This is a genomic window from Microbacterium jepli, from assembly GCF_047237905.1.
In the GTDB taxonomy this organism is placed as follows: Bacteria; Actinomycetota; Actinomycetes; order Actinomycetales; family Microbacteriaceae; genus Microbacterium.
The window spans coordinates 2,514,610-2,534,939 of record NZ_JBDFLW010000005.1; the positions used below are offsets into that span (position 1 = coordinate 2,514,610).

A 20,330-nucleotide genomic window follows, 5' to 3' on the forward strand; every position below is an offset into this window, starting at 1 on the left:
GCGCACCGCCTTCCGCGTGCCCGCGGGTGCCGGGCGTGAGAGAGGATGGCGCCTGTGCAGCAGGGAGCCGTGGGCGCGGTACGCGCGGTCGACATCGACGGGGTCGCGCTCGTCGAGAAGCGCCTGAGCGACCCCGTCCGCCACCATACGGAGGTCCGCGCGCTCCGGGCGGCCGCCGCCCGCGGACTCCCCGTTCCACGCATCGTGTCGGAGTCGCCGGGCATCATCCTCATGACGCGGATGCCGGGCGAGCGCCTCGACGCGTCGACCGCCGACCTGCGCAACGAGCGCCTGGCGGCCTCGATGCCGCTGCTGCGGCTCCTGCACACCTCTTCCCCTCCCGCCGGTCTCGCACCCGCGCCGGATGACGAACTCCTCGTGGCGCGCTACCGCGACGCCGGCGGACCGCCCCTGCCGCTGGAGATCCTCGCCCCGCAGGCTCCCGCGTTCTGCCACGGCGACTGGACGGACGGCAACGCGCTCGCGATCGGTGCAACGATCACCGCCGTGCTCGACTGGGAGGCCGCGCACGTCGGCGATCCGCTGCGAGAGCTCGCGCGCGCGGCCTGGGGTGCCTCGCGGAAGGACCCGCGCTCCTTCGACATCATGGTCGACGCCTACGGCGCCGACCGCGCCGACGTGCGCGCCTGGACGCCCATCGTCGCTGCGGAGCTCTGGCTCTGGTTCGCCGAGGCCGGTCCGCCCGAGTACCACGCGGCGCTCACACGACAGCTCGAGTTCGGACGAGTCGACTGAGGCGGTTACACCTTCGCCCGGAGAGAAGCAAGGGTCTCGGAGAAGCAGGAGAAGTGGACTGACACTCGCGACAAGAGGTGTCCCCAGAAGTGCAGAGCCGCACGGCCGGGGCCCGCCGCGACCGAAAGGGCGACCACATGTACGGCAGCCACTCCCCTCGCCGGATGCCGGGACGATGAGCGCCACGCTCCGGCCCTCCCCGACCACCGTCGAGGAGGGCGAGGCCTCCGCACGCGCGCTTCTCCCCGGCGGACGCCGCGGCAGGTTCCGCCGCCCGCGTGTGAAGCAGCACTACAACAAGCGCGAAGCCCTCGCCGGCTACCTGTTCATCTCACCCTGGATCATCGGCTTCCTCGTCTTCACCGCCGGGGCGATGATCTACAGCCTCTACATCTCGTTCAGCAGCTACAACCTCGCCACGAACCGCGCGCGCCCCGTCGGGCTGGCGAACTACGCCGAGCTGTTCCAGGACCCGCGCGTGGGGGTCTCCCTCGCGAACACGCTGTTCTACGCCGTGATGGCCGTGCCGCTCGAGATCGCGTTCGCCCTCGCTCTGGCCCTGCTGCTCAACCGCGTCGGCCGCGGCGCGGGCGTCTTCCGCACGCTGTTCTACCTGCCGAAGATGACCCCGGCCGTCGCGACGGCGGCGATCTTCTTCCTCCTGCTCAACGGCAACACGGGGGCCATCAACCAGTTCCTGCGCCTCTTCGGCATCGCCGGGCCGCAGTGGCTCGTCGACCCCGCGTGGGTGAAGCCGAGCATCGTGATCATGGCGCTGTGGACCGTCAGCGGAACGATGGTCATCTTCCTGGCGGCGCTGAAGAGCGTGCCGACAGAGCTCTACGAGGTCGCCTCGCTCGACGGCGCCGGCGCCGTGCGGAAGTTCTTCTCGATCACCCTGCCGATGATCTCGGGGGCGATGTTCTTCAACGTCATCGTGCTGACCATCGCCGCGTTCCAGGTCTTCGACCAGGCCTACCTGCTCTTCTGGCGGGATCAGAGCAACGCCTCGCCCGAAGCATCCCTCTTCTATGCCATCTACCTCTTCCAGCAGGCCTTCCGCGAGTTCAACTTCGGCTTCGCGGCGGCGATGGCCTGGCTGCTGTTCGTCATCATCATGGCGATCACGGTCATCCAGGTGCGGTTCGGCAATCGGTTCGTCTACTACGAGGGAGACCGCTGATGGCTCTGACACGTGAGACGCCGGGTGTCAGCGAGCCGATGCCCGAGATGGCGCTGGCTGCATCGCCCGCGCCGACGCGAGCGCGCAGGCGACCCCGCGCGCCGCAGACGTTCATCGGCCGCTTCGTGCTCACCGTGATCCTGCTCGGGTTCTCGCTGCTGTTCCTTTATCCCTTCGCGTGGCTGCTCGCGGCGAGCTTCAAGCCCCGGGGCGAGGTGTTCGACAACTCGCTGATCCCCCGCACCTTCACCCCCGAGAACTACGTCGAGGTCTGGAATCAGCTGCCGCTGCTGTCGTGGATGTTCAACAGCGTGGCCATCGCGCTGCTGGCCGCCATCGCGGTGTCGATCTCGAGCTCGATCGTCGCGTTCGGCTTCGCGTACTTCCGCTTCCCCGGGCGCAAGCTCCTGTTCGGCCTCGTCCTGGCCACGATGATGCTCCCCGGCGCGGTGACCATGGTGCCGATCTACCTGATCTGGAAGGAGACGGGGATGCTGGGCACCTGGGTGCCGCTGTGGGGCATGAACCTCTTCGGATCGGCGTTCTACATCTTCCTTCAGCGCCAGTTCTTCCTCGGTCTCCCGCGCGAGCTCTTCGAGGCCGCCCGGATCGACGGCGCGAACTACTGGACGATGTTCTGGCGGATCGCGATGCCGCTGTCCATCCCGTCGTTCATCATCGTGTTCCTCTTCGAGTTCCAGGCGAGCTGGAACAACCTTCAGGCGTCCCTGATCTACCTGAACGCCGGTTCGGTCGACGGCTTCACGGCGCCGCTCGGCATCGCCTACGCCATGACCAAGTACAGCCCGACCGCGGGCGGTCAGGGCGACTACCAGTACGTGATGGTCGCATCGCTGATCATCACGGTCCCCATGCTCATCCTGTTCGCCTTCGGCCAGCGCTACTTCATCGAAGGAGTCGCGACCCAGGGGCGGAAGGGATGACCCGGCGCCCGTCCCGGCGCCGCGCCCGCGGAGCACGACTCCTGCGGGCACGACACGAGAGGAACAGCACATGAACAAGCGAGTGACCGGGGTGGTGCTGATCGCAGCATCCGCCGTCGTCCTTTCCGGATGCGCGGGAGGCGGAGGAAGCGACGTCGCAGCCGACGTCGACTTCGCCGCCGAGCCCAGCGGCACCGTCTCCGCCTGGGGATTTGAGAACGCGGACGACGTGGGCACGGCCCGCCTCGACTACGCCGCCGCGCAGCTGTCCGGCGTGCAGGTCGACCTCGACGCCACCGCCTTCGACGCGCAGAAGTTCACCACGCGACTGGCCAGCGGCGACGTGCCCGACGTCGTGCAGATGGACCGCCGCTACGTCACCCAGTACGCCGCGCAGGACCTCATCATGCCGTTGGATGCCTGCTTCACCGCGCACGACGTCACCCCCGACGATCACTGGTACCCGTCGGTCGTCGACGACGTGCGCTACAAGGACGCCGTCTGGGCGGTGCCGCAGTTCTACCAGCCGCCGGCCATCCTGCTGAACAAGACCGTGATGGCCGAGGCCGGGGTCACCAGCGACGAGATCGACACCTCGCAGCCCGACAAGCTCCTGGGCGCCATCGCGAAGATGTACCAGGCCTCCGGCGGCGTCCCGACGCGGCTCGGCTTCGACCCGGTCGCGACCGGTCAGGCGAGCCTGTGGGTGCTCGGACTCGGCGGACAGCTCAGCGACGCCGACGGCGCGCCCACGCTCGACGCCCCGGGGAACGCGGCAGGCATCGATCTGCTGAAGCAGATCACCGATGCCCAGGGCGGCTTCGCCTCGGTGAAGAGCTTCACCGATTCGTTCGACACGTTCGGCGACAACAACCAGTTCGTCGCCAACCAGGTCGGCGCGCAGGTGAACGCCCAGTGGTACCCGAACGTGCTGTCGCCGTACGTCGGCCAGATCGACATCGAGGCGGTGCCCTTCAAGGACGCCGACGGCAAGCCGTTCTCGGTCGCCGGCGGCTCGGCGTTCGTGATCCCGGTCGGCGCGGAGAACCCGGCCGCGGCCTGCGCGTGGATGGTGGACGTCACCAGCGACGACGCGTGGGCGGCAGCCGGCGAGGCGCGAGGCGCCACGCGCGCAGAGGACGGCGGGATCAACACGGGGCTGTTCACCGGCTCCCCGTCCGCCGACCAGGCGATCCGGGAGAAGTGGGTCACCGACTCCGGTGACGCCGGCTTCGACCAGGTCATCTCGACGTACTACGACGTCGTGGACTACGGAACGACGTTCGGCTCCTCCCCCGCCGGACAGGCGATCCAGAGCGAGCTGAACAACGCCGTGACCGCGGCGCTACTCGGAGACAAGACGACCGAGCAGGCGCTGGCCGACGCGCAGAGCGCCGCGATGCGCGCCTACGAGAACGCCACCGCGGGCGGCTGAGGGGCAAGATGAGAGGGCCGGGCGGATGCTGCCGCCCGGCCCGCAGCATCCGTCCCCCAGGAGAGCACGTGACCGCGCACGCATCATCCGAACCGACGCAGGCCACCGAGGCCTTCCTCCGGACCCGCGACCAGGTACTCGGCTTCGGCGGTGACGTCGACCGGGCCGTCCGGGAATTCCGCTGGCCGCAGTTCGACGGGGCGTTCAACTGGGCCTCGGACTGGTTCGACGCGATGGCCGACGGCAACGAGCGACCGGCGCTCGTCATCGTCGAGGACGACGGCCGCGTCGCGCGGTACTCCTTCGACGACATGTTCCGGCGGTCCCACCAGGTCGCCGCGTGGCTCGCGCAGCAGGGCGTCGGACGCGGCGACGCGGTGCTGCTCATGCTCGGCAACCAGGTGGAGCTGTGGGAGTCGATGCTCGCCGTCATGCGACTGGGGGCCGTGCTGATGCCGACGGCGACCGCGATCGGCCCGTCCGACCTCGTCGACCGCGTGGAGCGCGCCTCGGTGCGCCACGTCATCTGCAACCCCGAGGATGCCGCGAAGTTCGCCGACGTGCCGGGCGACTACACGCGGATCAGCGTCGGCGACGTCGACGGCTGGCTGCAATTCGCGGACGCCTACGACGGCCCCGACGACGTACGTCTCCCCCACCCGGGCACCGCTCCGCATGACCGGCTGCTGCTCTACTTCACGTCGGGCACGACGTCGCGCCCGAAGCTGGTCGAGCACTCACAGGTGTCGTACCCGGTTGGGCACTTCAGCACGCTCTATCTGCTCGGCATCCGTCCGGGCGACGTGCACCTCAACATCTCCTCCCCCGGCTGGGCGAAGCACGCGTGGTCGTGCTTCTTCGCGCCGTGGATGGCAGAGGCGACAATCCTCATCTACAACTACGGGCGATTCGACGCCGCGGCGCTCATCGAGAAGATCCGCGAGCACCGCGTCACGACGTTCTGCGCGCCGCCCACCGTCTGGCGGATGCTCATCAACGCCGACCTCTCCGGCGGCGGCGGCGACCTGCGCGAGGTGATCGGAGCGGGCGAGCCGCTCAACCCGGAGGTCATCGAGCAGGTTCGCTCGCACTGGGGCCTCGACATCCGCGACGGCTACGGCCAGACCGAGACCACCGCGCAGATCGGCAACCCACCCGGCATGCCTCTCAAGGTCGGATCAATGGGCCGACCGCTCCCCGGCGTGCCCGTGGTGCTCGTCGACCCGGTCAGCGGCGAGCGCATCGAGGGTGCGGGCGAGGGTGAGATCTGCCTCGACCTGTCGCAGCATCCGGTCAATCTCATGCCGGGCTACCTCGACGATGCGGAACGCAACGCGCAGGCCATGGCCGGTGGTTTCTACCACACCGGTGACGTGGCGACCCGGGACGCGGACGGCTACATCACCTTCATCGGCCGGACCGACGACGTGTTCAAGTCGTCCGACCACAAGATCAGCCCGTTCGAACTGGAGTCGGCCCTCATCGAGCACCCCGGCGTGGTGGAGGCCGCCGTCGTCGCCGCCCCCGACGCGGTGCGCCTCAACGTGCCGAAGGCGTACGTCACGCTCGCCTCGGGTTGGCAGCCGGATGCGGCGACGGCCGAGGACATCCTCCGCCATGCCCGCCGGCACCTCGGCGCGCACCAGCGTGTGCGCCGCATCGAATTCGCCGAGCTCCCCAAGACGATCTCGGGCAAGATCCGCCGCGTCGAGCTGCGTCAGCGCGAGGAGGAGCTCGCCGAGACACCGCGCGACCAGCGCGGTGAGTGGCGCGACAGCGACTTCCCGGAGCTGACCGGGCGCTGATCGAGTGGGCGCGCCCGACGCCGACTCCCGTCACGCGCCTTTCGCTCTGCAAAGGGAATGGGCGTAGCGTTGCTTGACCCTACGAGTGTGGGCGGATGAAGGGCTCCCCTATGTCAGGCAGCAAGGCACGCGCGTCGAAGAAGACCTCCAAGAAGCAGAAGTCGTCGAAAAAACACGAGAAGGATGCGGAGAAGGCTCTCGCCGCCGCGGGTGATGCGGTGGCGACCGCGCGGAAAGCCGTCAAGAAGTCCCGAGGGAAGCTTCGGAAGCGAGCCGCGAAGCTGACACGGCGAGCGGAGCAGCTGGCGAAGAAGCATGCGGCCGCACAGCGGAAGGCAGAGGAGGCCGAGGAAGCTCTGTCCACCGTCATCGCATCGCCCACGGGAGAGACCTCTGACACCACCTCTTCGGCACCCGACGCGGTCACCGAAAACGGTGCCGGCGCCCCTGCGCCCGATCACGAGGTGGACGACCTCACGCCACCCCTTCCCACACCCGAGCCGGCGCCCGCGACGTTGATCGAGCTGCGGCGCCAGGCGAAGGAGAAGAAGATCCCCAAGTACTACCGGCTGGCGAAGGCGGATCTGATCGCCGCGCTGGACGCCGCTCAGACCTGAGCGCGGTGGCGCCGCACGGCGGCGCGGTTGGCGCAGCGCACCGAGCAGTAACGCTGACGGCCGTTGCGCGTGACATCCACGACGACCGCGCGGCACGGCTCGGCCGCGCACCGTCCGAGCCGATGCATCCCGCGCGTCACCAGGTGCAGCGACGTCCCGACCGAGATGACCGCCGCGAGCACGCGAGGCAACGCGTCATCGCTGTCGCGGTAGTGCAGGTGCCACCCCTCGCCGTCGTGGTTCGTCAGGCGCGGATACGCGGCCGCGGCGGCCATCTGCGTGTTGAGCAATCCGGCCCTGGCGTCGGGGTCGGGCTCGTCGACGATGCGCAGCCAGTCGTCGATGACGGCGCGGGTGCGGGTGTGATCGTCAGACGCCACCGGGAACCGCATCGTCATGCCCTTCTCGATCGTGCGCTCCTCGATTCCCGCGCGATCGCTCGGCCAGTCGTTTGCGAGCGAGGCGGCGAGCAGCACGGCGTACTCCCCGTAAGGGTTGAGATGCATAAGGGCATTACATCACGCTGGGTGCATGACCGCCCCCAGCACCCTCTCGTCGCCCGTCGCAGCATCCCTCCACGAACACGCGTGGGTCACCGAGTCGACGCACGCGACGAGCGCAGGCCGCGTCCGCTACGTGCGCTGCATCGCGTGCCCGGCGCGGCGCATCGACCTCGACCCGGTCGCCTCTTCCCCTCCTGCGGCGATCACGCAGATCGTGGGTGAGGCTGGACGACGGTGACGGCATTGCCGTCGGGGTCTTCGAAGGTGCCGACCGTCACGGAGCTCACGTCGACCGCGTCGATGGGGAAATCCTGCGTGGCGAAGGTCATGCCCATGCGCTCCAGCGACTGAGCGAAGGCGGCGATGTCCTCGACGTTGATCGTCACCAATCCGCCGCCGGCGCGTGCGGCGTCCTCGCGGAGCTGCAGCGTGCCGTGCTCCGGCACGCGGTCGCGCGTCAGGTAGTAGTCGGCGATGGCGGGCGCGGGACGCGCATCGGGTTCCCGTCCGAGCACCCGCCCGTACCAGTCGATCGCGTCCGCCAGCCGGCGAACGGGGAGGCCTGCGAACACCGTGAGAGCCGAAATCTCCGCCATGACCCGCAATCTAGCGCGCCGGGTCCCTTCGCGCCTCCCCTTCACCGCTCGCGCGGAGGACCCTCTGCAGCGCGTCATAGGCGGGCGTCGGCCTTCCGTCGTCGAAAAGGAGGTCGTGACCCTGCTGGGGGGCGCCGTCGCCGTCGATAGACCAGTCGTACCTGTCGTCGACGCCCCATGTCGTGTACGACACGCAGACCGGTGACCGCAGACAGGTCTCGAGGACCGCGGCGTACTGCTCCGCCTGCACGTCCTGACCCTCGGCGTCGGGGACGTCGTTCTCGGAGATGCGAGCGATGAGACCGGCGTCCTCGACGTGGCGGAACGTCGCCGCGAGGTCTTCGACGGAGATCGCATCCGTGTCGAGGTCGTAGACGTGGGCCTGCAGGCCGACGCCGTCGATGTGACCGCCCCGTTCATTCGTGTCGAGGGCGAGCTCCAGCAGTGCGTCCTGACGGGGGCCCGGCACGTCGGCACCGTTCTCGTTGATGAACTGCCTGATGCTCGGGTCGGCTGCGTGCACAGCCCGGGAGACGGCCACCGGGTATTCCGCTCCGAAGACGCGGTACCAGATGTTCTCCTGCAGGCTCGTCCCCTGATCCACGTCGAAAGGTTCGTTCACGACGTCGAGCGACGTCAGCCGCCCGGCGAAGTGGGTGACGACGGTGGTGATGTAGTCGAGCAGGATGTCGGCGCTGCCCCGGCGCTCCTCCACCGTGCCGGCCGGGAGTTCCCGCATCCACGCAGGCATCGCCTCGCTGAACGCGATGGTGTGACCGTGCACGGCGATCCCCTTGCTGCGCGCGAGGTCGACGATGGCGTCGGCCTCCTGGAAGGTGTACTCACCGCGCCGCGGCGACAGTGCCTGCGGCTTCATCGCGTTCTCGATGGTGAGCGCACCGAAGTCACCCACGACGTGGCCGGCGTAGTCCGGATCCGATGCGAGCGGCCCGAGGGCGACGGCGGCGCCGATCAGGAAGCCGGGGCGAGACCGTTCCGCGAGAGTCTGCAGACCATTCGGGCGCGGTTCGGCGTCGACCACGACCGGACCGGCGGCGGACAGCGCGTCGCCGTCCAGGCCGGCGGCGGTGAGCGAACGGACGGCGAAAGAGCCTTCTTCGCTCGACAGACCCAGCCAGATCTCGCCCGAGCGGAAGACGTCGCCGAGCGGCAGAGAGGACAGCGTCTCATCACCGACGGCCACGTCGATCCGGCCCGCGATGCGGCTCAGGGAGAACTCCGTCTCCGCGTCGGGAACCGTCACGTGCTCGACCTCGGCCGGCTGCGGATCCGTCGCGTCCTCAGAGGGCGAGCCGTCGAAGACGTCGATGCGGAGATCATCGCCACGGAGCGTGAGCCGCACTCCCGCAGGCTCGATGCGGAACTCGTCAGCGATCACCGGCGGGGTGTCGTAGACAGCGATCGCGGCGTCGCCCTCCACGTCCGACAGCGACGCCCGCAGGAGGAAATCCCCTGCCGTCGTCAGATGCGTCCCCGCGAGGTTGACGGGCGGATCGGGCTGACCTCCCCCGCCGTCCTGCTCGACGATGCTGAGACCGGTCGCCGCCACCCGCAGACGATCACCGTCCTGCGCGACCCCGGCCGCGTGGCTCCAGTCCTGCTCCAACAGGTCGATGACGGCAGCCTGCTGACGTGAAGGGCTCACGGCCGTACAGCCCGTGAAGAGGAGCAGGAAGCCCACGGTCGCCGAGCTCGCGACCCGCCGCGAAGCAGAGGAAGACGACGCCATCAGCACCCGTCGATCACGCGCACGCGGACGTGGACGAAGACGGGCGGGCTCATGAAGAGGAGTATGCAGCAGCGAAGGGCGGAACTCCGCCGCCGACGCGGAGCAGCGTGTCCGCGAAGCGGCGCCCGATGAGCTGGTGGGCCTCTCCGTCGGGATGCAGTCCGTCCTTCGGCGGCAGCCTGGATGCGTCGTCGGAGCCGAACAGGTGGAGTCCGTTCAGGTAGTGCAGGTGAGGGTCTGCGGACCGTCGCTCGACGACCGACGCCAGCTCCCGGCGGATGACCTGGAGAGTCAGGGCGCCGGCCGCGACGTCTCCTGGGTCACCGGTCGCGATGAATCCCACCTGATCGGTGCCGATCGTCGCCGGATCGAATGCGCCCGGTCCGGGTGTCGTCTCGTGGATTCCGGTGAAGACCGGCGAGACGAGCACGAGCGGTGTGTGCGGATGGCCGTCGCGGATCGTGTCGAGGAACCCGTGGACGGCGGGCACGAACGCTCGCAGCCGCATGGCGTCGGCGTTCACGACGTTGATGCCCAGGGCCACGCTGATGATGTCCGCGGGACTGTCCCTGATGACCCGGGCCATGAAGGGCTCCGCCATCGCGCTTCCGCCGAAGCCGAGATTGCGCAGGTCGACGCGCGCGAACCGGGCGGCGACGGCGGGCCAGGTGTCACTGGGCGCGGCGGCATTCGATCCCTGACTGATGGAGGAGCCGTGGTGCATCCAGACGGGCAGTGCCTCGTGCACGGGGACGAGCGGGGCGTCGGATCGGAGGGCGACGAGGTCGACCGTCTCGTTGTGCGGCAGCCAGATCTCGATGCGCTTGTCGGGCGCCGGGAGCCCTGTGAAGACGCTCACGTGCGAGGTGCCGGGGACGAATCCCGTGGTGCCGTCGCTGAGATCGACGGTGACCGCGTCACCGCCGCAGAGCGTGTCGCGCGCCTGGAACTCGCCGTCGACGAAGAGGTCGACGCAGCCGCGGGCGCGGTCAGCGCCCCGATACACGACCCGCGTGGGATGGACCGTCAGCTCGATCCGCTGTGCTGTGGAGCGGAACGACAACCGGATGCCGGACGGCTGCGATTCCACCATCAACAGCTGGGGATCCGGGAACTGCTCGCGCACCCAGGAGGGAAGGCGGTGCGGACGGAGTCCGTGTGCCGCCGGTTCGAGGATCGCCCCGCCGCGGAACAGCGCCGGTTCGATGGGGGTGCTGATCATCACGCTGCGGCTCCCCACGACGCGAACGCACCGTCGAGCATGTCGATGGTGCGTCGCCACGACTCGTCGACGTCGTGATCGCGATGGTCGAAGGCCCCCGTCCGCTCCAGACCGATGAACCCCCCGATGGCCGCACCGGCCACCCGCACGGCGTGCACGGCATCCTCATCGGCGAGTCGGTAGCCCCGGAGGACGGCAAGGGCGAGCGTCGCGACCCTCGACGACTCCTCGGACTGCGGCACGCCCGTCTCCGCGCGGCGCTGCAGCGACTCCCAGCAGCCGGGACGCTCGCGCGCGTAACGGCGCTGCGCCTCCCCCATCGCGAAGAGCGCGTCGGCGCGCGATCGTCCGGCGATCGCCGCTCCGATCGTGTCAGCCAGTTCGGTCATGGCGAGCTTCTGCACCCCCGCGAGGATCGCCTGGCGATCGCGCACGTGTCCGTACAGGCTGGCGCTGCGCACGCCGAGCTTCTCGGCCAGCGCGGACACGGCGATCGCGTCGAAGCCGTCGCGATCGGCGAGCTGTGCAGCGGCCTCGATCACGATGGCGGGAGTCAGGGTTCGACGGGTCATGTCGACATCCTAATACAGTTAGGTTTTCGGCTACTTCTGTTAGTTTCACTGTCTGCCGTGTGCGACGTCTCCCGCATTTCGCCGCGCCGTGGGCGGGCGGGTAGCGTGGCACGGATGCAGGTGACCCGGCTCCGCATCTACCCGATCAAGTCGTTCGCCGGCGCTGACGTCCGCTCGGCGCGCGTAGAGCCGTGGGGGCTCGAGGGCGACCGCCGCTGGGCTGTCGTCGATCCGTCCGGCGAACCCGTGACCGCGCGCGAAGCCAACGGTCTGCTCGCACTCACGGCAGAGGTCCTGGCCGACGGCGGGCTTCTGCTGGGCGACGGGCGGTCCGATCCTCTCCGGGTGGATCTGCCGACGGATGCCGCGCCCGTCCCGGTCGGCCACTCGCGTCAGGGCACCGCACTGCCGGCAGGCGACGAGGCCGCCGAGTGGCTCACCGCCCGACTCGGGCGCGACGTGCGTCTGGTGTGGCAGCCCGACCCCGCTGCACGCACCGTCAACCCGGCGCACGGCGGGCTGCCCGGCGACCATGTCTCGCTCGCCGACGTCGGCCCGCTCCTGCTCACCAGCGAGGCATCCCTCGCACAGCTGGACCGGTGGACCGAGGACGACAGCGCGCCCCTTGACATGGTGCGGTTCCGCCCGAACGTCGTCGTCGACGGCGGGAAGCCGTTCGCCGAGGACGACTGGTCGTCCGTCCGCCTCGGCGGCACCTCGTTCCGCGTCGCCGGCAGGTGCGACCGCTGCGTCATGACGACCATCGATCCCGTATCGCTCGCGCGCGGCAAGGAGCCGATCCGAACCCTCGCAAAGCACCGCAAGAAGGACGGCAAGACCTACTTCGGGGTCTGGCTCGTGCCTGTGCTCGACGACAGGCCCGACGTCGTCGCCGTCGGCGACGACGTCACCGTCTGAGCCCGGCCCGCGGCATCCGTCGCCCCTGTCGTCCGTGTGGACGATCAGTCGGTGCGACGATGTCGGGGTGACCGACCCCGTGGAACCCGCCCTCGTGCCCGAGCTGCTCGTCGCCGACCTCGATCGGAGCCTCGAGTTCTGGTGCGGGCCGTGCGGGTTCACGATCCGCTACTCACGGATGGACGAACGGTTCGCCTACGTCACGCGCGGATCGGCGCACCTCATGCTCGAACAGGCGGGCGTCGGCCGGAACTGGGTCACCGGGTCCCTCGATCGCCCCCTGGGCCGGGGAGTGAACCTGCAGATCACGGTCGCCGACAGCGAAAGCCTGTCCGCGGCGTTCGCGGATGCCGGCGTCGACCTGTTCATGCCGCTGGAGACGACCTGGTACCGGGTCGGTGGTGAGGAGGCCGGCGTCCGGCAGTTCCTCGTGCAGGATCCTGACGGGTACCTCATCCGATTCCAGTCCTCAGCCGGGCGGCGGCGGATCGAGGAGACCAGCTCGGTAGGGGTGCAGGCCGTTCCCGCCGACGCGGACGGCATTCGCTCCTGATCCGGAACTCATTGCGACCGCTCGGCGCCGTCCGCCGCTGCGGGCACCACGATGGAGGAGGCCACGACCACGGGCGCTCCGCACGGGTGCCCGACCTGATCGCCGTATGGGAGCACCTCGTGAACACCTACACCCCACCTCTCACCGAGATCCTCGAGCGGGAATCGCTTCCGGCGGGCGGCATCGTCTCCGGCGACGTCGACTACGAGGCTGACGGCGTGCTCTACCGCGGCTACACCGCACGGCCGGCCGGTGACGGCAGGCATCCGGGCGTTCTCGTGGTGCACGACTGGCTCGGCGTGACGGACTACGTCCGCATGCGCTGCGACATGCTCGCACGTCTCGGCTACAGCGCCTTCGCCGCAGACATCTACGGCGCTGACATCCGTCCCGCACCGGAGGAGGCCCCCGCCGTGGCCGGCGGCTTCTACCAGGACCGCGCACGGTGGCGGAAGCGGCTCGGTGACGCCTTCGAAAGGCTGCTGGCAGAGCCCTCCGTCGACCCGAGCCGCACCGCTGCGATCGGCTACTGCTTCGGCGGATCAGCTGTGCTGGAGCTCGCGCGCACCGGCGCCCAGGTGGGCGCGGTGGTCAGCTTCCACGGCGGCCTGCTGACCGGGCCCGCCGGGGAGGCGGCTCAGATCGCTGCGAAGGTGCTGGTGCTGCACGGAGCCGCTGATCCGGTCGCGCCGGACGACGCGATGCTCGCCTTCGTGGACGACCTCCGAACCTCACCCGCCGTGGATTGGGAGCTCATCGTGTACGCCGGTGCCATGCACGCCTTCACCCTCCCCGACGCGAACGACCCCGACCACGGAGCGCAGTTCCACGCCGTCGCCGAGCGCCGCAGCTGGACCGCGATGAAGAACTTCCTGGTCGAGACCTTCGGGTGAACCGACGTCAGGTGTTCGCCGCGATGAAGCGTTCGACGTGCGCCCACAGCTGATCTGAGGCGCGACCGTCGAATTCGTCGGTCATGGATGGGTCGGTGAAGAGATGGCCGAACCCTGGGTACTGGTGATACTCGGCGGCCGCTCCCGCGACGTTGACCGACGCCATCACCGAATCGACGGAGCCCGGAGTCTTGAACGGATCGCCTGCTGTGTAATGCAGCTGGACCGGTACGCCGGTCGGCCACCGTTCCGCCCCGATCCTCCCCAGAGGGAGCGCGCCGGAGCAGAGGATCGCGCAGCTGAGCAACCGCTGCGTCGCGACGTAGGTTGCCATGCCTCCCCCATTGGAGAAGCCCATCGCGACGAATCCGTCATCCAGCGCCCCGACGCCGTCGAGCGCGCGCCGCATCAGCTCGGGGAAGCCGATCTCGGCGGCGAAGGCGCCGGCGGCCTCGTAGTCGTCGAACGACCGCCCGTCGTATTGATCGACGACCGTCACGACGTGGCCCGACTGTCGCAGGCGATCAGCAGCGTCGGTCATGCCCGGGCGCACTCCGAGGACCGAGTGGAACAGAGCGATCCGTGACATGTGTCTCCCTCAGCTCGTGCCTTCTGCCCATCTTCGATCCGATCGGATGCTGCGGCCAGCCTCCCGACCGAGAGCACGGCGGCCGGCGCTCATCCCAGGCGCCTCGTCTGCCACCTCGAGAGGTCGTCGTCCCAGACCGTGGAGTCGCGAGGCGGAGGCACCTCATCGAGGATCTCGAAGGCGGTGATCCTCTCGATCCGGAAGCCGCGCATCGCGTTGGGCAGCCGGCACAAGCCCGCGAGCACCCACGCGTCGCCGGCGCGCAGGAGCCCCATCGTCTCGACGTCTCGGACCGTGCTCGTGCGGGTCGCGGAATCCACGTCCGTCTCCTCGCTCAGGTAGGTCAGGCGCACGACGCGCCGGGCGGCGATGGCGTCGGAGAGCAGGGCGAGGGGCACCGCCGACGTGCCCGTCTCCGCGACGGCGTCGATCACGCGGATCATCCGAAGCGACTGCATCACGGCGTCGCGGTGTTCGTCGGGCATGACGGCGGCGATCTTGGCGGCGGCTCGCAGCGCGGCGGAGTGATACGGCGATGACTCGAGGAGTCCCAGCCCGGCGAGCACGGCGAGCGACTCGGACGCGGACAGATTCAACGGCGGAAGCGAGTATTCGCGGAGGATCGAATAGCCGCCCGACGCGCCGTGATCGGCGTAGATCGGAACGCCGGAGAGCTGCAGCGATGCCACATCGCGCTCGATGGTGCGCGCCGACACCTCGAAATGGTGGGCGAGCCGAGCGGCGGACCAGGGAGTCCGGGCTCCTCGGAGCAGATCGACCAGGGCGTACTGCCGCTCGGCTCGTTTCACTCGTCGATCTCCACCGTGTCGTGCGCCTGACCGTCAGCCGCGCATGCTCCGCTGACCGCCGGCCGACCACACGCGGGAGACGCGACCGCTGTCGTCGAAGTCGAACACGTCCACACCTCCCACGTGCACCTCTCCCGCCGTCATGTCCCAGATCAGCCGACCGTGCCGCCCGTCGACAGCGTCGGCGAGGCTCACGAACTCCGCATCGGGATGCTGCCCGTGCCACCACTCCAGGTAGCGGGCGAAGTCCTCGCTCGTCCTGATGTCATCGGCGGGTGTCGAGCCGTCGGGCTCGGTCACCGCGAATCGGATACGGAAGTCGTCCGAGCAGATGCGGCGTGCCAAATCACTGTCGCCGTTCCACATGACGAGCCACTGGTCGAGCGAGGAGCGGGCGTCGGTGTCAGGGGTCGCGGGTGCGAGGGAATCACTCATGAGTCCACTCTTCCGGCCGCCCGCGACAACGGTATGTCGGTGTTCTTCTTGAGAAGCGCGGAGAACAGCAGGCCGACGCCGGCCGCAGCGGTCGCTGCCGCTCCGATCGATTCCGTCCACGGCGTGGTGTCGTACGACTGGTAGCCGGCGACGACGGGCGCGATGACGAAGGCCGCGACGACGTAGCCCGGCCATGTCAGTCCGAGAAGCAGGATGAAGGCGACGGCGGTCGCCGACGATCGTCGCCCCACGGCGGCGGCGAGCACCACGAGGCCGGCCACAGCCAGCGTGCCGAGACCGACGGCGACGGCGGGGTTGAACAGCGCGGACGGCACGCCGAGGATGCCGGACAGGAGAGCGTGCCCGCCCACGTACAGGAACCATCCGATCACCGGAACAGCCGCCAGAGAGCCGATCGGGCAACGCCGGCCGCCGGCGAAGACCACGAATCCGACACCGCACGCCAGGAGGAGGTAGGCGACGCCGGCCAACTCGGCCGCAGCCCCGACCGGCACCCAGGGATCGGCGGGGAACACGTAGTCGAAGAGATGATCTTCGATGGAACGTTCACCCTCCGCGGGAGCAGCCGACGTCCACCGTTGGACAGCGGCGATCTGCTGCAGGACGGCCGAGCCCAAGACGAGTAGGGGCGCGATGATCGTGCGGAGCACCCTCACACCGATCCGGTGCCCCACACAGGGGCTAGGAAACCGGCCGCGACGATGAGGACCGTCGTCACGACGAGGGCGATGCCGCCGCCGAGCGAGCGACCGCGGACGACGATCTGAATGACGACCAGGCAGAGAAGGACGACCGCCGTGGCACCCGCACAGAGGACGAGCGACCAGCCGAGGAGCCAGGCGAGGGTCGCAACACCCTCGTTCGCGTCGAGGGCGACCGGGTCTCCCGCGCGGTCGATCCAGAGTGAGCGATGCAGGAGGAGGCAGGCGACCCCGGCGGCTGCGAGTGCTGCGGCGGTGACACCGACCGCGGTCGAGCCGTTCCCGGATTTCACGTTGTCCACAGCGGCACCATAAGGGAGCCGGCTCCGCCGTGTCAGCAACCTGCGTGCGACGGACAGGCACCCGACTGTTGACGTTCACTCTCCGGTGCCTGCCCAGCCTCCAGCCGCCGGCAGTGCTGGATCAGGCTCCCACCCGCTCGAGGAAGGCCGTCACCCGCGCGATCACCGTCTCGGTCGCCTCGGCGTCGTAGCCGGGCAGCGAGCTGTCGGAGAAGAGGTGTCCGTCGCCCGGGTAGAGGTAGAGCTCGGACCCGGGCACGGTCGCGACGATCTCGCGCGCCGAATCGACGTCGCCGTCGCCGATGAAGAACTCGTCGGCGTCCATCCCGTGGATCTGCGCGGGAACGCTCGACGGCCACGGCCCGAACCCGTCGTCGCCGACCGGCGCGCATCCCTCCAGCAGCACCACTCCGCGAGCGCCGGCGCGCGTCTGAGCGAGGCGCTGCGCGGGCATCGCGCCGAGGGAGAAGCCGCCGTAGACGATGTCGGACGGGAGAGCGGCGGCCGCAGCATCCGCTCGCTCGTCGGTGTCGATGCCGCTCTCGCGGCGGTACGCGAAACCCTCGTCGATCGTCGCGAAGGTGCGCCCGTCGAACAGATCGGGGGTGATCACCTCGTGGCCCGTCGCACGCAGGCGGTCGGCGAAGGCATGGATGCCGGGGGTCAGCCCGAGCACGTGATGGAAGAGCAGGACGGTGGTCATGGCGTTCCCTTCGACGGACGACGGATGATCCATCAATCTAGGACGCGCCACCGACACGGGGCGTCGACGAGGCAGCCGTACGCTGGGTTCTGTGACGACTCGGCTCCGCGGCCTGAGCCCCCTCTACCTCGCGGGGTTCACGACAGCCTTCGGCGCCCACGGGGTGGCCGCAGCCGTCGGCACCGAAACCGACGACCTCGGCCTTTCGTTCGCGGCGCTGGGCCTGATCCTCGCCGTCTACGACATCGCCGAAGTGGTGCTCAAACCCCTCTTCGGGGCGCTGAGCGACCGCATCGGCGTCAAGCCGGTCATCGTCGGGGGTCTTCTCGCCTTCGCCGTCGCTTCGCTGCTGGGGGTGTTCGCGAGCTCGTTCGTGCTGCTCGCCATCGCGCGCCTGGGCCAGGGGGCGGCCGCCGCCGCTTTCTCGCCGGCCTCCTCGTCGGCGGTCGCCCGCATGGTCGGACCCTCGCTCGCCGGACGCTACTTCGGCAGATACGGGTCGTGGAAGAGCCTCGGGTACGGCGGTGGTCCCCTCATCGGCGCCGTCCTGATCATGTGGGCCGGCCTTCCCGCGCTCTTCCTCGCGCTCGCCGTGCTGGCCGTCGGCGCGGCCATCTGGGTGCAGGTCGCCATGCCCGCCATGCCGGTGCTGCCGAAGCAGCGGGTCACTCTGATCGAGCTCGTCCGTCAATCGACGGCTCCCGTGTTCCTCGGCCCCGTCCTCCTCCTCGCCGTCGCCACCGCGACGCTCGGCATCGCCGTGGGGTTCCTGCCGCTGATCGCCACGCGGCTGGGTCTCGATCCGATCATCGCGATGGGAGTCGTCAGCGCGCTCGCGATCGTCTCGGCGCTGGTGCAGCCCCGTTTCGGGCGCGTCCACGACGACGCCCCCACGCGTGTCGTGCCCGTCATGCTCGTCGCCGCTGCTCTCCTCGTCGCCGCGCTGGCACTCGTCGCGTTCCTCCCCGCGACGCCGACGATCGTCATCGCGGCCGTCGCCATCGGCCTCGGTGTCGGTGCGATCACACCGCTCGGCTTCGCGCGCCTCGCATCGACGACACCGGCGGAGCGCATGGGACGCACGATGGGCAGCGCCGAGCTCGGCCGAGAAGTCGGTGACGCCGGAGGACCGATCCTCGTCGGCCTCGTCGCCGCCGCCGCCACGCTGCCGGTTGCGCTCGCGGCGTCCGCGATCGTCGTCGCCGTGACGGCGGCATCGGGCGCGGGGATGATGTCCACGACCGCGGAACACGCACGCCCACCGGCCTAGGGTGACCACGTGACCATCGCCGTGGATCTCGACCTCGACCCGGACCCGGACGTTCCCGAGGCGCTCGTCGTCTCGCTCGTCGCGGAGATCGACGGTGTTCGGCAACGACTCATCGTCGACACGGGCGGAGCGCACAGCGCCCTCGCCGAGGGAGATCTGAGCCGGATGCTGGTGCCCGCGGCATCCGGCTCCGATCCCGGTCGCGGGGTCTTCGGACGGGGTGATCGCGGCGACCGAGTGGAAGCGGTCGAGATGATGATCGGCGGCGTGCGGGTCGCCCGGCCGCAGTTCGATGTCGAACGTCTTCCCGCGGCGCCGTCGCTGCTCGGCCTCGACGTGCTCGGCTCTCACCGCCTCGACTTCCTGTTCTCCGAGTCGATCCTCGAGTTCGGCGGGGAGGGCCGCGTGGACGAGCGGAGAAAGCTGGTCCGGTCGTCGCGGCGGCATCCGTACGTGCAGGTCCACTGGGGTGGCGTGGTGGCCGACGCGATCTGGGACTCCGGCGCGAGCATCAGCATCATCGACCGCGGTTTCGTCCGCCGCCACCGCGGACTGTTCCGCACGGAGGGCTCCTCGCACGGAATCGACGCCGGCGGGTCCGAGTCGGCGGTGGACATGGTGCGGATGGACGCCGTGACGATCGGCGGGAGGACGTTCAGCCCGACGATCGCCGGGGTCGCCGACATCGCCGGGATCGAACGGCCCGGCGACCCGCCGTTCGATCTGATCCTCGGCATGCCGGTGCTCCGGCAGGCCGACTGGGCGCTGCACATCGCCGAAGGCTGGTGGGGCTACCGGTGAGTCGCCTTCTGCGACCCCGGACGGATCAGGCCCGGTCGTCGATCACCGCGCGGCCAGCAGCGACACCCCGCGTCAGCCGGCGATGGTGTGCTGCTCGAAACCGAGCTGGGCGGTCCAGTCCCTGATCGTCTGCCGCTGGCTCTCATCGCAGGTGTAGCCGTAGCCGACGCTGATCTCCCAGTACTCGTACTCGTTGATCGGCACGTTGTGGTCGAGCGACCAGCCGGGGAGCACGGTGAGCGCGTAGCAGTCGGCCATGGTCTCCCAGTCGCCCCCGAAGGCGACCTCTGCCGCGGCCGTCGCGTCGGGATTGAGGAACTGCAGCACGTGCGCGAACTCGTGGTACGCCACGCCCGTGCGGATCCAATCGGTCATCGCCTCGTCGGACGCGCTGGCCGCATCGATATGGACGACATAGGGGTCGGACCCGTTCACGCACGCGAGGACGTCGCCCTCGCACGACACGGAGACGTCGTCGATGGATGTCGCCACCCAGCCACCGCCGAGCTGATCCAGCGTCGCCTCCCACGCCGATCCGCTCGCGTTATCCGCTGCCTGCGCGCGAGCCGCCTCCTGCATGTCCGCGAGCTCCGCCGTCGCGCCTTCGACGTCCGAGATGATCCGGTCCATCGCCGCTATGTCCCGACGCTGAGACCACGCGCGCGCGGCGAGCAGATCGTAGTCCGACCAGGGAACGAGCTGCGCGAACGGGAGGCCGGCAAGCGGCGCGATCGTGCTCTGGAGCCCGGCCATGGCGGCGCCGAACTCCTCCTTCTTGTCGAGCTGCTCCTGCTGCTCTTCGATCTGATCGTCCTGCTCGTCGATCCGGTCGTTCCGGTCGTCGATCTGCTGGCGCGCCTCGGTCAGCTGCAGGAAGAGCCAGGTCCCGGCGGCGGTCGCACCGAGGAGGAGGACCACCAGGACGGCCAGGACGATGAGCAGACCGCGCCGA

General features: G+C 69.5%; 24 protein-coding genes. 12 read left to right on the forward strand and 12 right to left on the reverse strand.

Annotated elements, in window-relative coordinates; genetic code table 11:
* Positions 1–54 precede the first annotated feature (54 nt).
* The 6 genes from ABC304_RS16160 to ABC304_RS16185 all read left to right on the forward strand — a co-directional run bounded on the left by ABC304_RS16160 (position 55) and on the right by ABC304_RS16185 (position 6,740).
* Positions 55–756, forward strand: coding sequence for a phosphotransferase family protein (locus tag ABC304_RS16160; protein ID WP_412932292.1), 702 nt, complete (start codon positions 55–57; stop codon positions 754–756).
* Positions 757–931: 175 nt separating this feature from the next.
* On the forward strand, positions 932–1,939 hold the full coding sequence (locus ABC304_RS16165; RefSeq protein ID WP_412932295.1) for a carbohydrate ABC transporter permease: 1,008 nt from the start codon (positions 932–934) through the stop codon (positions 1,937–1,939).
* 47 nt (positions 1,940–1,986) lie between these two features.
* Positions 1,987–2,883, forward strand: a complete 897-nt coding sequence (locus tag ABC304_RS16170) for a carbohydrate ABC transporter permease (RefSeq protein ID WP_412932980.1) — start codon at positions 1,987–1,989, stop codon at positions 2,881–2,883.
* A 70-nt stretch (positions 2,884–2,953) separates the two neighbouring features.
* The gene (locus ABC304_RS16175) at positions 2,954–4,318 is read left to right on the forward strand and encodes an ABC transporter substrate-binding protein (RefSeq protein WP_412932298.1); all 1,365 of its coding nucleotides are present in this window, start codon (positions 2,954–2,956) and stop codon (positions 4,316–4,318) included.
* 68 nt (positions 4,319–4,386) lie between these two features.
* Entirely contained in the window at positions 4,387–6,123 is a 1,737-nt protein-coding gene (locus ABC304_RS16180) for an AMP-binding protein (protein ID WP_412932300.1), read from the forward strand.
* A 110-nt stretch (positions 6,124–6,233) separates the two neighbouring features.
* Positions 6,234–6,740, forward strand: coding sequence for a hypothetical protein (locus tag ABC304_RS16185; RefSeq protein ID WP_412932303.1), 507 nt, complete (start codon positions 6,234–6,236; stop codon positions 6,738–6,740).
* Here ABC304_RS16185 and ABC304_RS16190 read toward each other — a convergent pair.
* Positions 6,731–7,246 (reverse strand): CGNR zinc finger domain-containing protein, encoded by a 516-nt coding sequence (locus ABC304_RS16190; RefSeq protein WP_412932306.1) that lies wholly within the window; start codon positions 7,244–7,246, stop codon positions 6,731–6,733. The two genes, ABC304_RS16185 and ABC304_RS16190, sit on opposite strands and share 10 nt — an antisense overlap.
* A 25-nt stretch (positions 7,247–7,271) precedes the next feature.
* On the opposite strand from ABC304_RS16190, the gene ABC304_RS16195 reads away from it, so the two are divergent.
* Positions 7,272–7,481, forward strand: a complete 210-nt coding sequence (locus ABC304_RS16195) for a hypothetical protein (protein WP_412932308.1) — start codon at positions 7,272–7,274, stop codon at positions 7,479–7,481.
* Here ABC304_RS16195 and ABC304_RS16200 read toward each other — a convergent pair.
* From ABC304_RS16200 to ABC304_RS16215, 4 genes are all read right to left on the reverse strand, one after another.
* Positions 7,447–7,839 carry a VOC family protein gene (locus ABC304_RS16200; RefSeq protein ID WP_412932310.1) on the reverse strand — a complete coding sequence of 131 codons (393 nt, stop codon included), beginning with the start codon at positions 7,837–7,839 and terminating at the stop codon, positions 7,447–7,449. The genes ABC304_RS16195 and ABC304_RS16200 overlap by 35 nt on opposite strands.
* A gap of 10 nt (positions 7,840–7,849) precedes the next feature.
* Positions 7,850–9,505, reverse strand: a complete 1,656-nt coding sequence (locus ABC304_RS16205; protein ID WP_412932312.1) for an endo-1,4-beta-xylanase — start codon at positions 9,503–9,505, stop codon at positions 7,850–7,852.
* 133 nt (positions 9,506–9,638) lie between these two features.
* Positions 9,639–10,811, reverse strand: coding sequence for a GDSL-type esterase/lipase family protein (locus tag ABC304_RS16210; RefSeq protein WP_412932982.1), 1,173 nt, complete (start codon positions 10,809–10,811; stop codon positions 9,639–9,641).
* Positions 10,811–11,383: a TetR/AcrR family transcriptional regulator gene (locus ABC304_RS16215; protein WP_412932314.1), complete on the reverse strand. Its 573-nt coding sequence runs from the start codon at positions 11,381–11,383 to the stop codon at positions 10,811–10,813. Before ABC304_RS16215 ends, ABC304_RS16210 begins: the two co-directional genes overlap by 1 nt.
* Before the next feature lie 114 nt (positions 11,384–11,497).
* On the opposite strand from ABC304_RS16215, the gene ABC304_RS16220 reads away from it, so the two are divergent.
* From ABC304_RS16220 to ABC304_RS16230, 3 genes are all read left to right on the forward strand, one after another.
* Entirely contained in the window at positions 11,498–12,301 is an 804-nt protein-coding gene (locus ABC304_RS16220; RefSeq protein WP_412932317.1) for an MOSC domain-containing protein, read from the forward strand.
* A gap of 67 nt (positions 12,302–12,368) precedes the next feature.
* Positions 12,369–12,854 (forward strand): bleomycin resistance protein, encoded by a 486-nt coding sequence (locus ABC304_RS16225; protein WP_412932319.1) that lies wholly within the window; start codon positions 12,369–12,371, stop codon positions 12,852–12,854.
* A gap of 119 nt (positions 12,855–12,973) precedes the next feature.
* Complete coding sequence (locus tag ABC304_RS16230) at positions 12,974–13,747, forward strand: dienelactone hydrolase family protein (protein ID WP_412932321.1); 774 nt, start codon at positions 12,974–12,976, stop codon at positions 13,745–13,747.
* Positions 13,748–13,754: 7 nt separating this feature from the next.
* Here the strand turns inward: ABC304_RS16230 and ABC304_RS16235 are convergent, their stop codons facing one another.
* From ABC304_RS16235 to ABC304_RS16260, 6 genes are all read right to left on the reverse strand, one after another.
* Positions 13,755–14,336 (reverse strand): dienelactone hydrolase family protein, encoded by a 582-nt coding sequence (locus ABC304_RS16235; protein ID WP_412932324.1) that lies wholly within the window; start codon positions 14,334–14,336, stop codon positions 13,755–13,757.
* Positions 14,337–14,425: 89 nt separating this feature from the next.
* A complete protein-coding gene (locus tag ABC304_RS16240; RefSeq protein WP_412932327.1) occupies positions 14,426–15,145 on the reverse strand; it encodes a helix-turn-helix transcriptional regulator in 720 nt (239 codons plus the stop codon).
* Positions 15,146–15,178: 33 nt separating this feature from the next.
* The gene (locus ABC304_RS16245; protein ID WP_412932329.1) at positions 15,179–15,580 is read right to left on the reverse strand and encodes a nuclear transport factor 2 family protein; all 402 of its coding nucleotides are present in this window, start codon (positions 15,578–15,580) and stop codon (positions 15,179–15,181) included.
* Positions 15,577–16,251: a hypothetical protein gene (locus ABC304_RS16250; protein WP_412932332.1), complete on the reverse strand. Its 675-nt coding sequence runs from the start codon at positions 16,249–16,251 to the stop codon at positions 15,577–15,579. The genes ABC304_RS16245 and ABC304_RS16250 overlap by 4 nt, the downstream gene beginning before the upstream one ends.
* Positions 16,252–16,253: 2 nt before the next feature.
* Positions 16,254–16,604, reverse strand: a complete 351-nt coding sequence (locus ABC304_RS16255) for a hypothetical protein (protein ID WP_412932334.1) — start codon at positions 16,602–16,604, stop codon at positions 16,254–16,256.
* A 121-nt stretch (positions 16,605–16,725) separates the two neighbouring features.
* Positions 16,726–17,307 (reverse strand): dienelactone hydrolase family protein, encoded by a 582-nt coding sequence (locus tag ABC304_RS16260; RefSeq protein ID WP_412932337.1) that lies wholly within the window; start codon positions 17,305–17,307, stop codon positions 16,726–16,728.
* A 91-nt stretch (positions 17,308–17,398) separates the two neighbouring features.
* Here ABC304_RS16260 and ABC304_RS16265 point away from each other — a divergent pair, with 91 nt between their 5' ends.
* On the forward strand, positions 17,399–18,577 hold the full coding sequence (locus tag ABC304_RS16265) for an MFS transporter (protein WP_412932340.1): 1,179 nt from the start codon (positions 17,399–17,401) through the stop codon (positions 18,575–18,577).
* A gap of 9 nt (positions 18,578–18,586) precedes the next feature.
* Positions 18,587–19,378, forward strand: a complete 792-nt coding sequence (locus ABC304_RS16270) for an aspartyl protease family protein (protein ID WP_412932343.1) — start codon at positions 18,587–18,589, stop codon at positions 19,376–19,378.
* 72 nt (positions 19,379–19,450) lie between these two features.
* Here ABC304_RS16270 and ABC304_RS16275 read toward each other — a convergent pair whose 3' ends face one another.
* Positions 19,451–20,296: a hypothetical protein gene (locus tag ABC304_RS16275; protein WP_412932346.1), complete on the reverse strand. Its 846-nt coding sequence runs from the start codon at positions 20,294–20,296 to the stop codon at positions 19,451–19,453.
* Positions 20,297–20,330 lie beyond the last annotated feature (34 nt).

Excerpts from the sequence above, each read along its gene's own strand:
- ABC304_RS16165 (WP_412932295.1), top strand. The coding sequence starts at position 932 with ATGAGCGCCACGCTCCGGCCCTCCCCGACCACCGTCGAGGAGGGCGAG.
- ABC304_RS16170 (WP_412932980.1), top strand. The coding sequence starts at position 1,987 with ATGGCGCTGGCTGCATCGCCCGCGCCGACGCGAGCGCGCAGGCGACCC.
- ABC304_RS16175 (WP_412932298.1), top strand. The coding sequence starts at position 2,954 with ATGAACAAGCGAGTGACCGGGGTGGTGCTGATCGCAGCATCCGCCGTC.
- ABC304_RS16185 (WP_412932303.1), top strand. The coding sequence starts at position 6,234 with ATGTCAGGCAGCAAGGCACGCGCGTCGAAGAAGACCTCCAAGAAGCAG.
- ABC304_RS16190 (WP_412932306.1), bottom strand. The coding sequence starts at position 7,246 with ATGCATCTCAACCCTTACGGGGAGTACGCCGTGCTGCTCGCCGCCTCG.
- ABC304_RS16195 (WP_412932308.1), top strand. The coding sequence starts at position 7,272 with ATGACCGCCCCCAGCACCCTCTCGTCGCCCGTCGCAGCATCCCTCCAC.
- ABC304_RS16200 (WP_412932310.1), bottom strand. The coding sequence starts at position 7,839 with ATGGCGGAGATTTCGGCTCTCACGGTGTTCGCAGGCCTCCCCGTTCGC.
- ABC304_RS16210 (WP_412932982.1), bottom strand. The coding sequence starts at position 10,811 with ATGATCAGCACCCCCATCGAACCGGCGCTGTTCCGCGGCGGGGCGATC.
- ABC304_RS16215 (WP_412932314.1), bottom strand. The coding sequence starts at position 11,383 with ATGACCCGTCGAACCCTGACTCCCGCCATCGTGATCGAGGCCGCTGCA.
- ABC304_RS16220 (WP_412932317.1), top strand. The coding sequence starts at position 11,498 with ATGCAGGTGACCCGGCTCCGCATCTACCCGATCAAGTCGTTCGCCGGC.
- ABC304_RS16235 (WP_412932324.1), bottom strand. The coding sequence starts at position 14,336 with ATGTCACGGATCGCTCTGTTCCACTCGGTCCTCGGAGTGCGCCCGGGC.
- ABC304_RS16245 (WP_412932329.1), bottom strand. The coding sequence starts at position 15,580 with ATGAGTGATTCCCTCGCACCCGCGACCCCTGACACCGACGCCCGCTCC.
- ABC304_RS16260 (WP_412932337.1), bottom strand. The coding sequence starts at position 17,307 with ATGACCACCGTCCTGCTCTTCCATCACGTGCTCGGGCTGACCCCCGGC.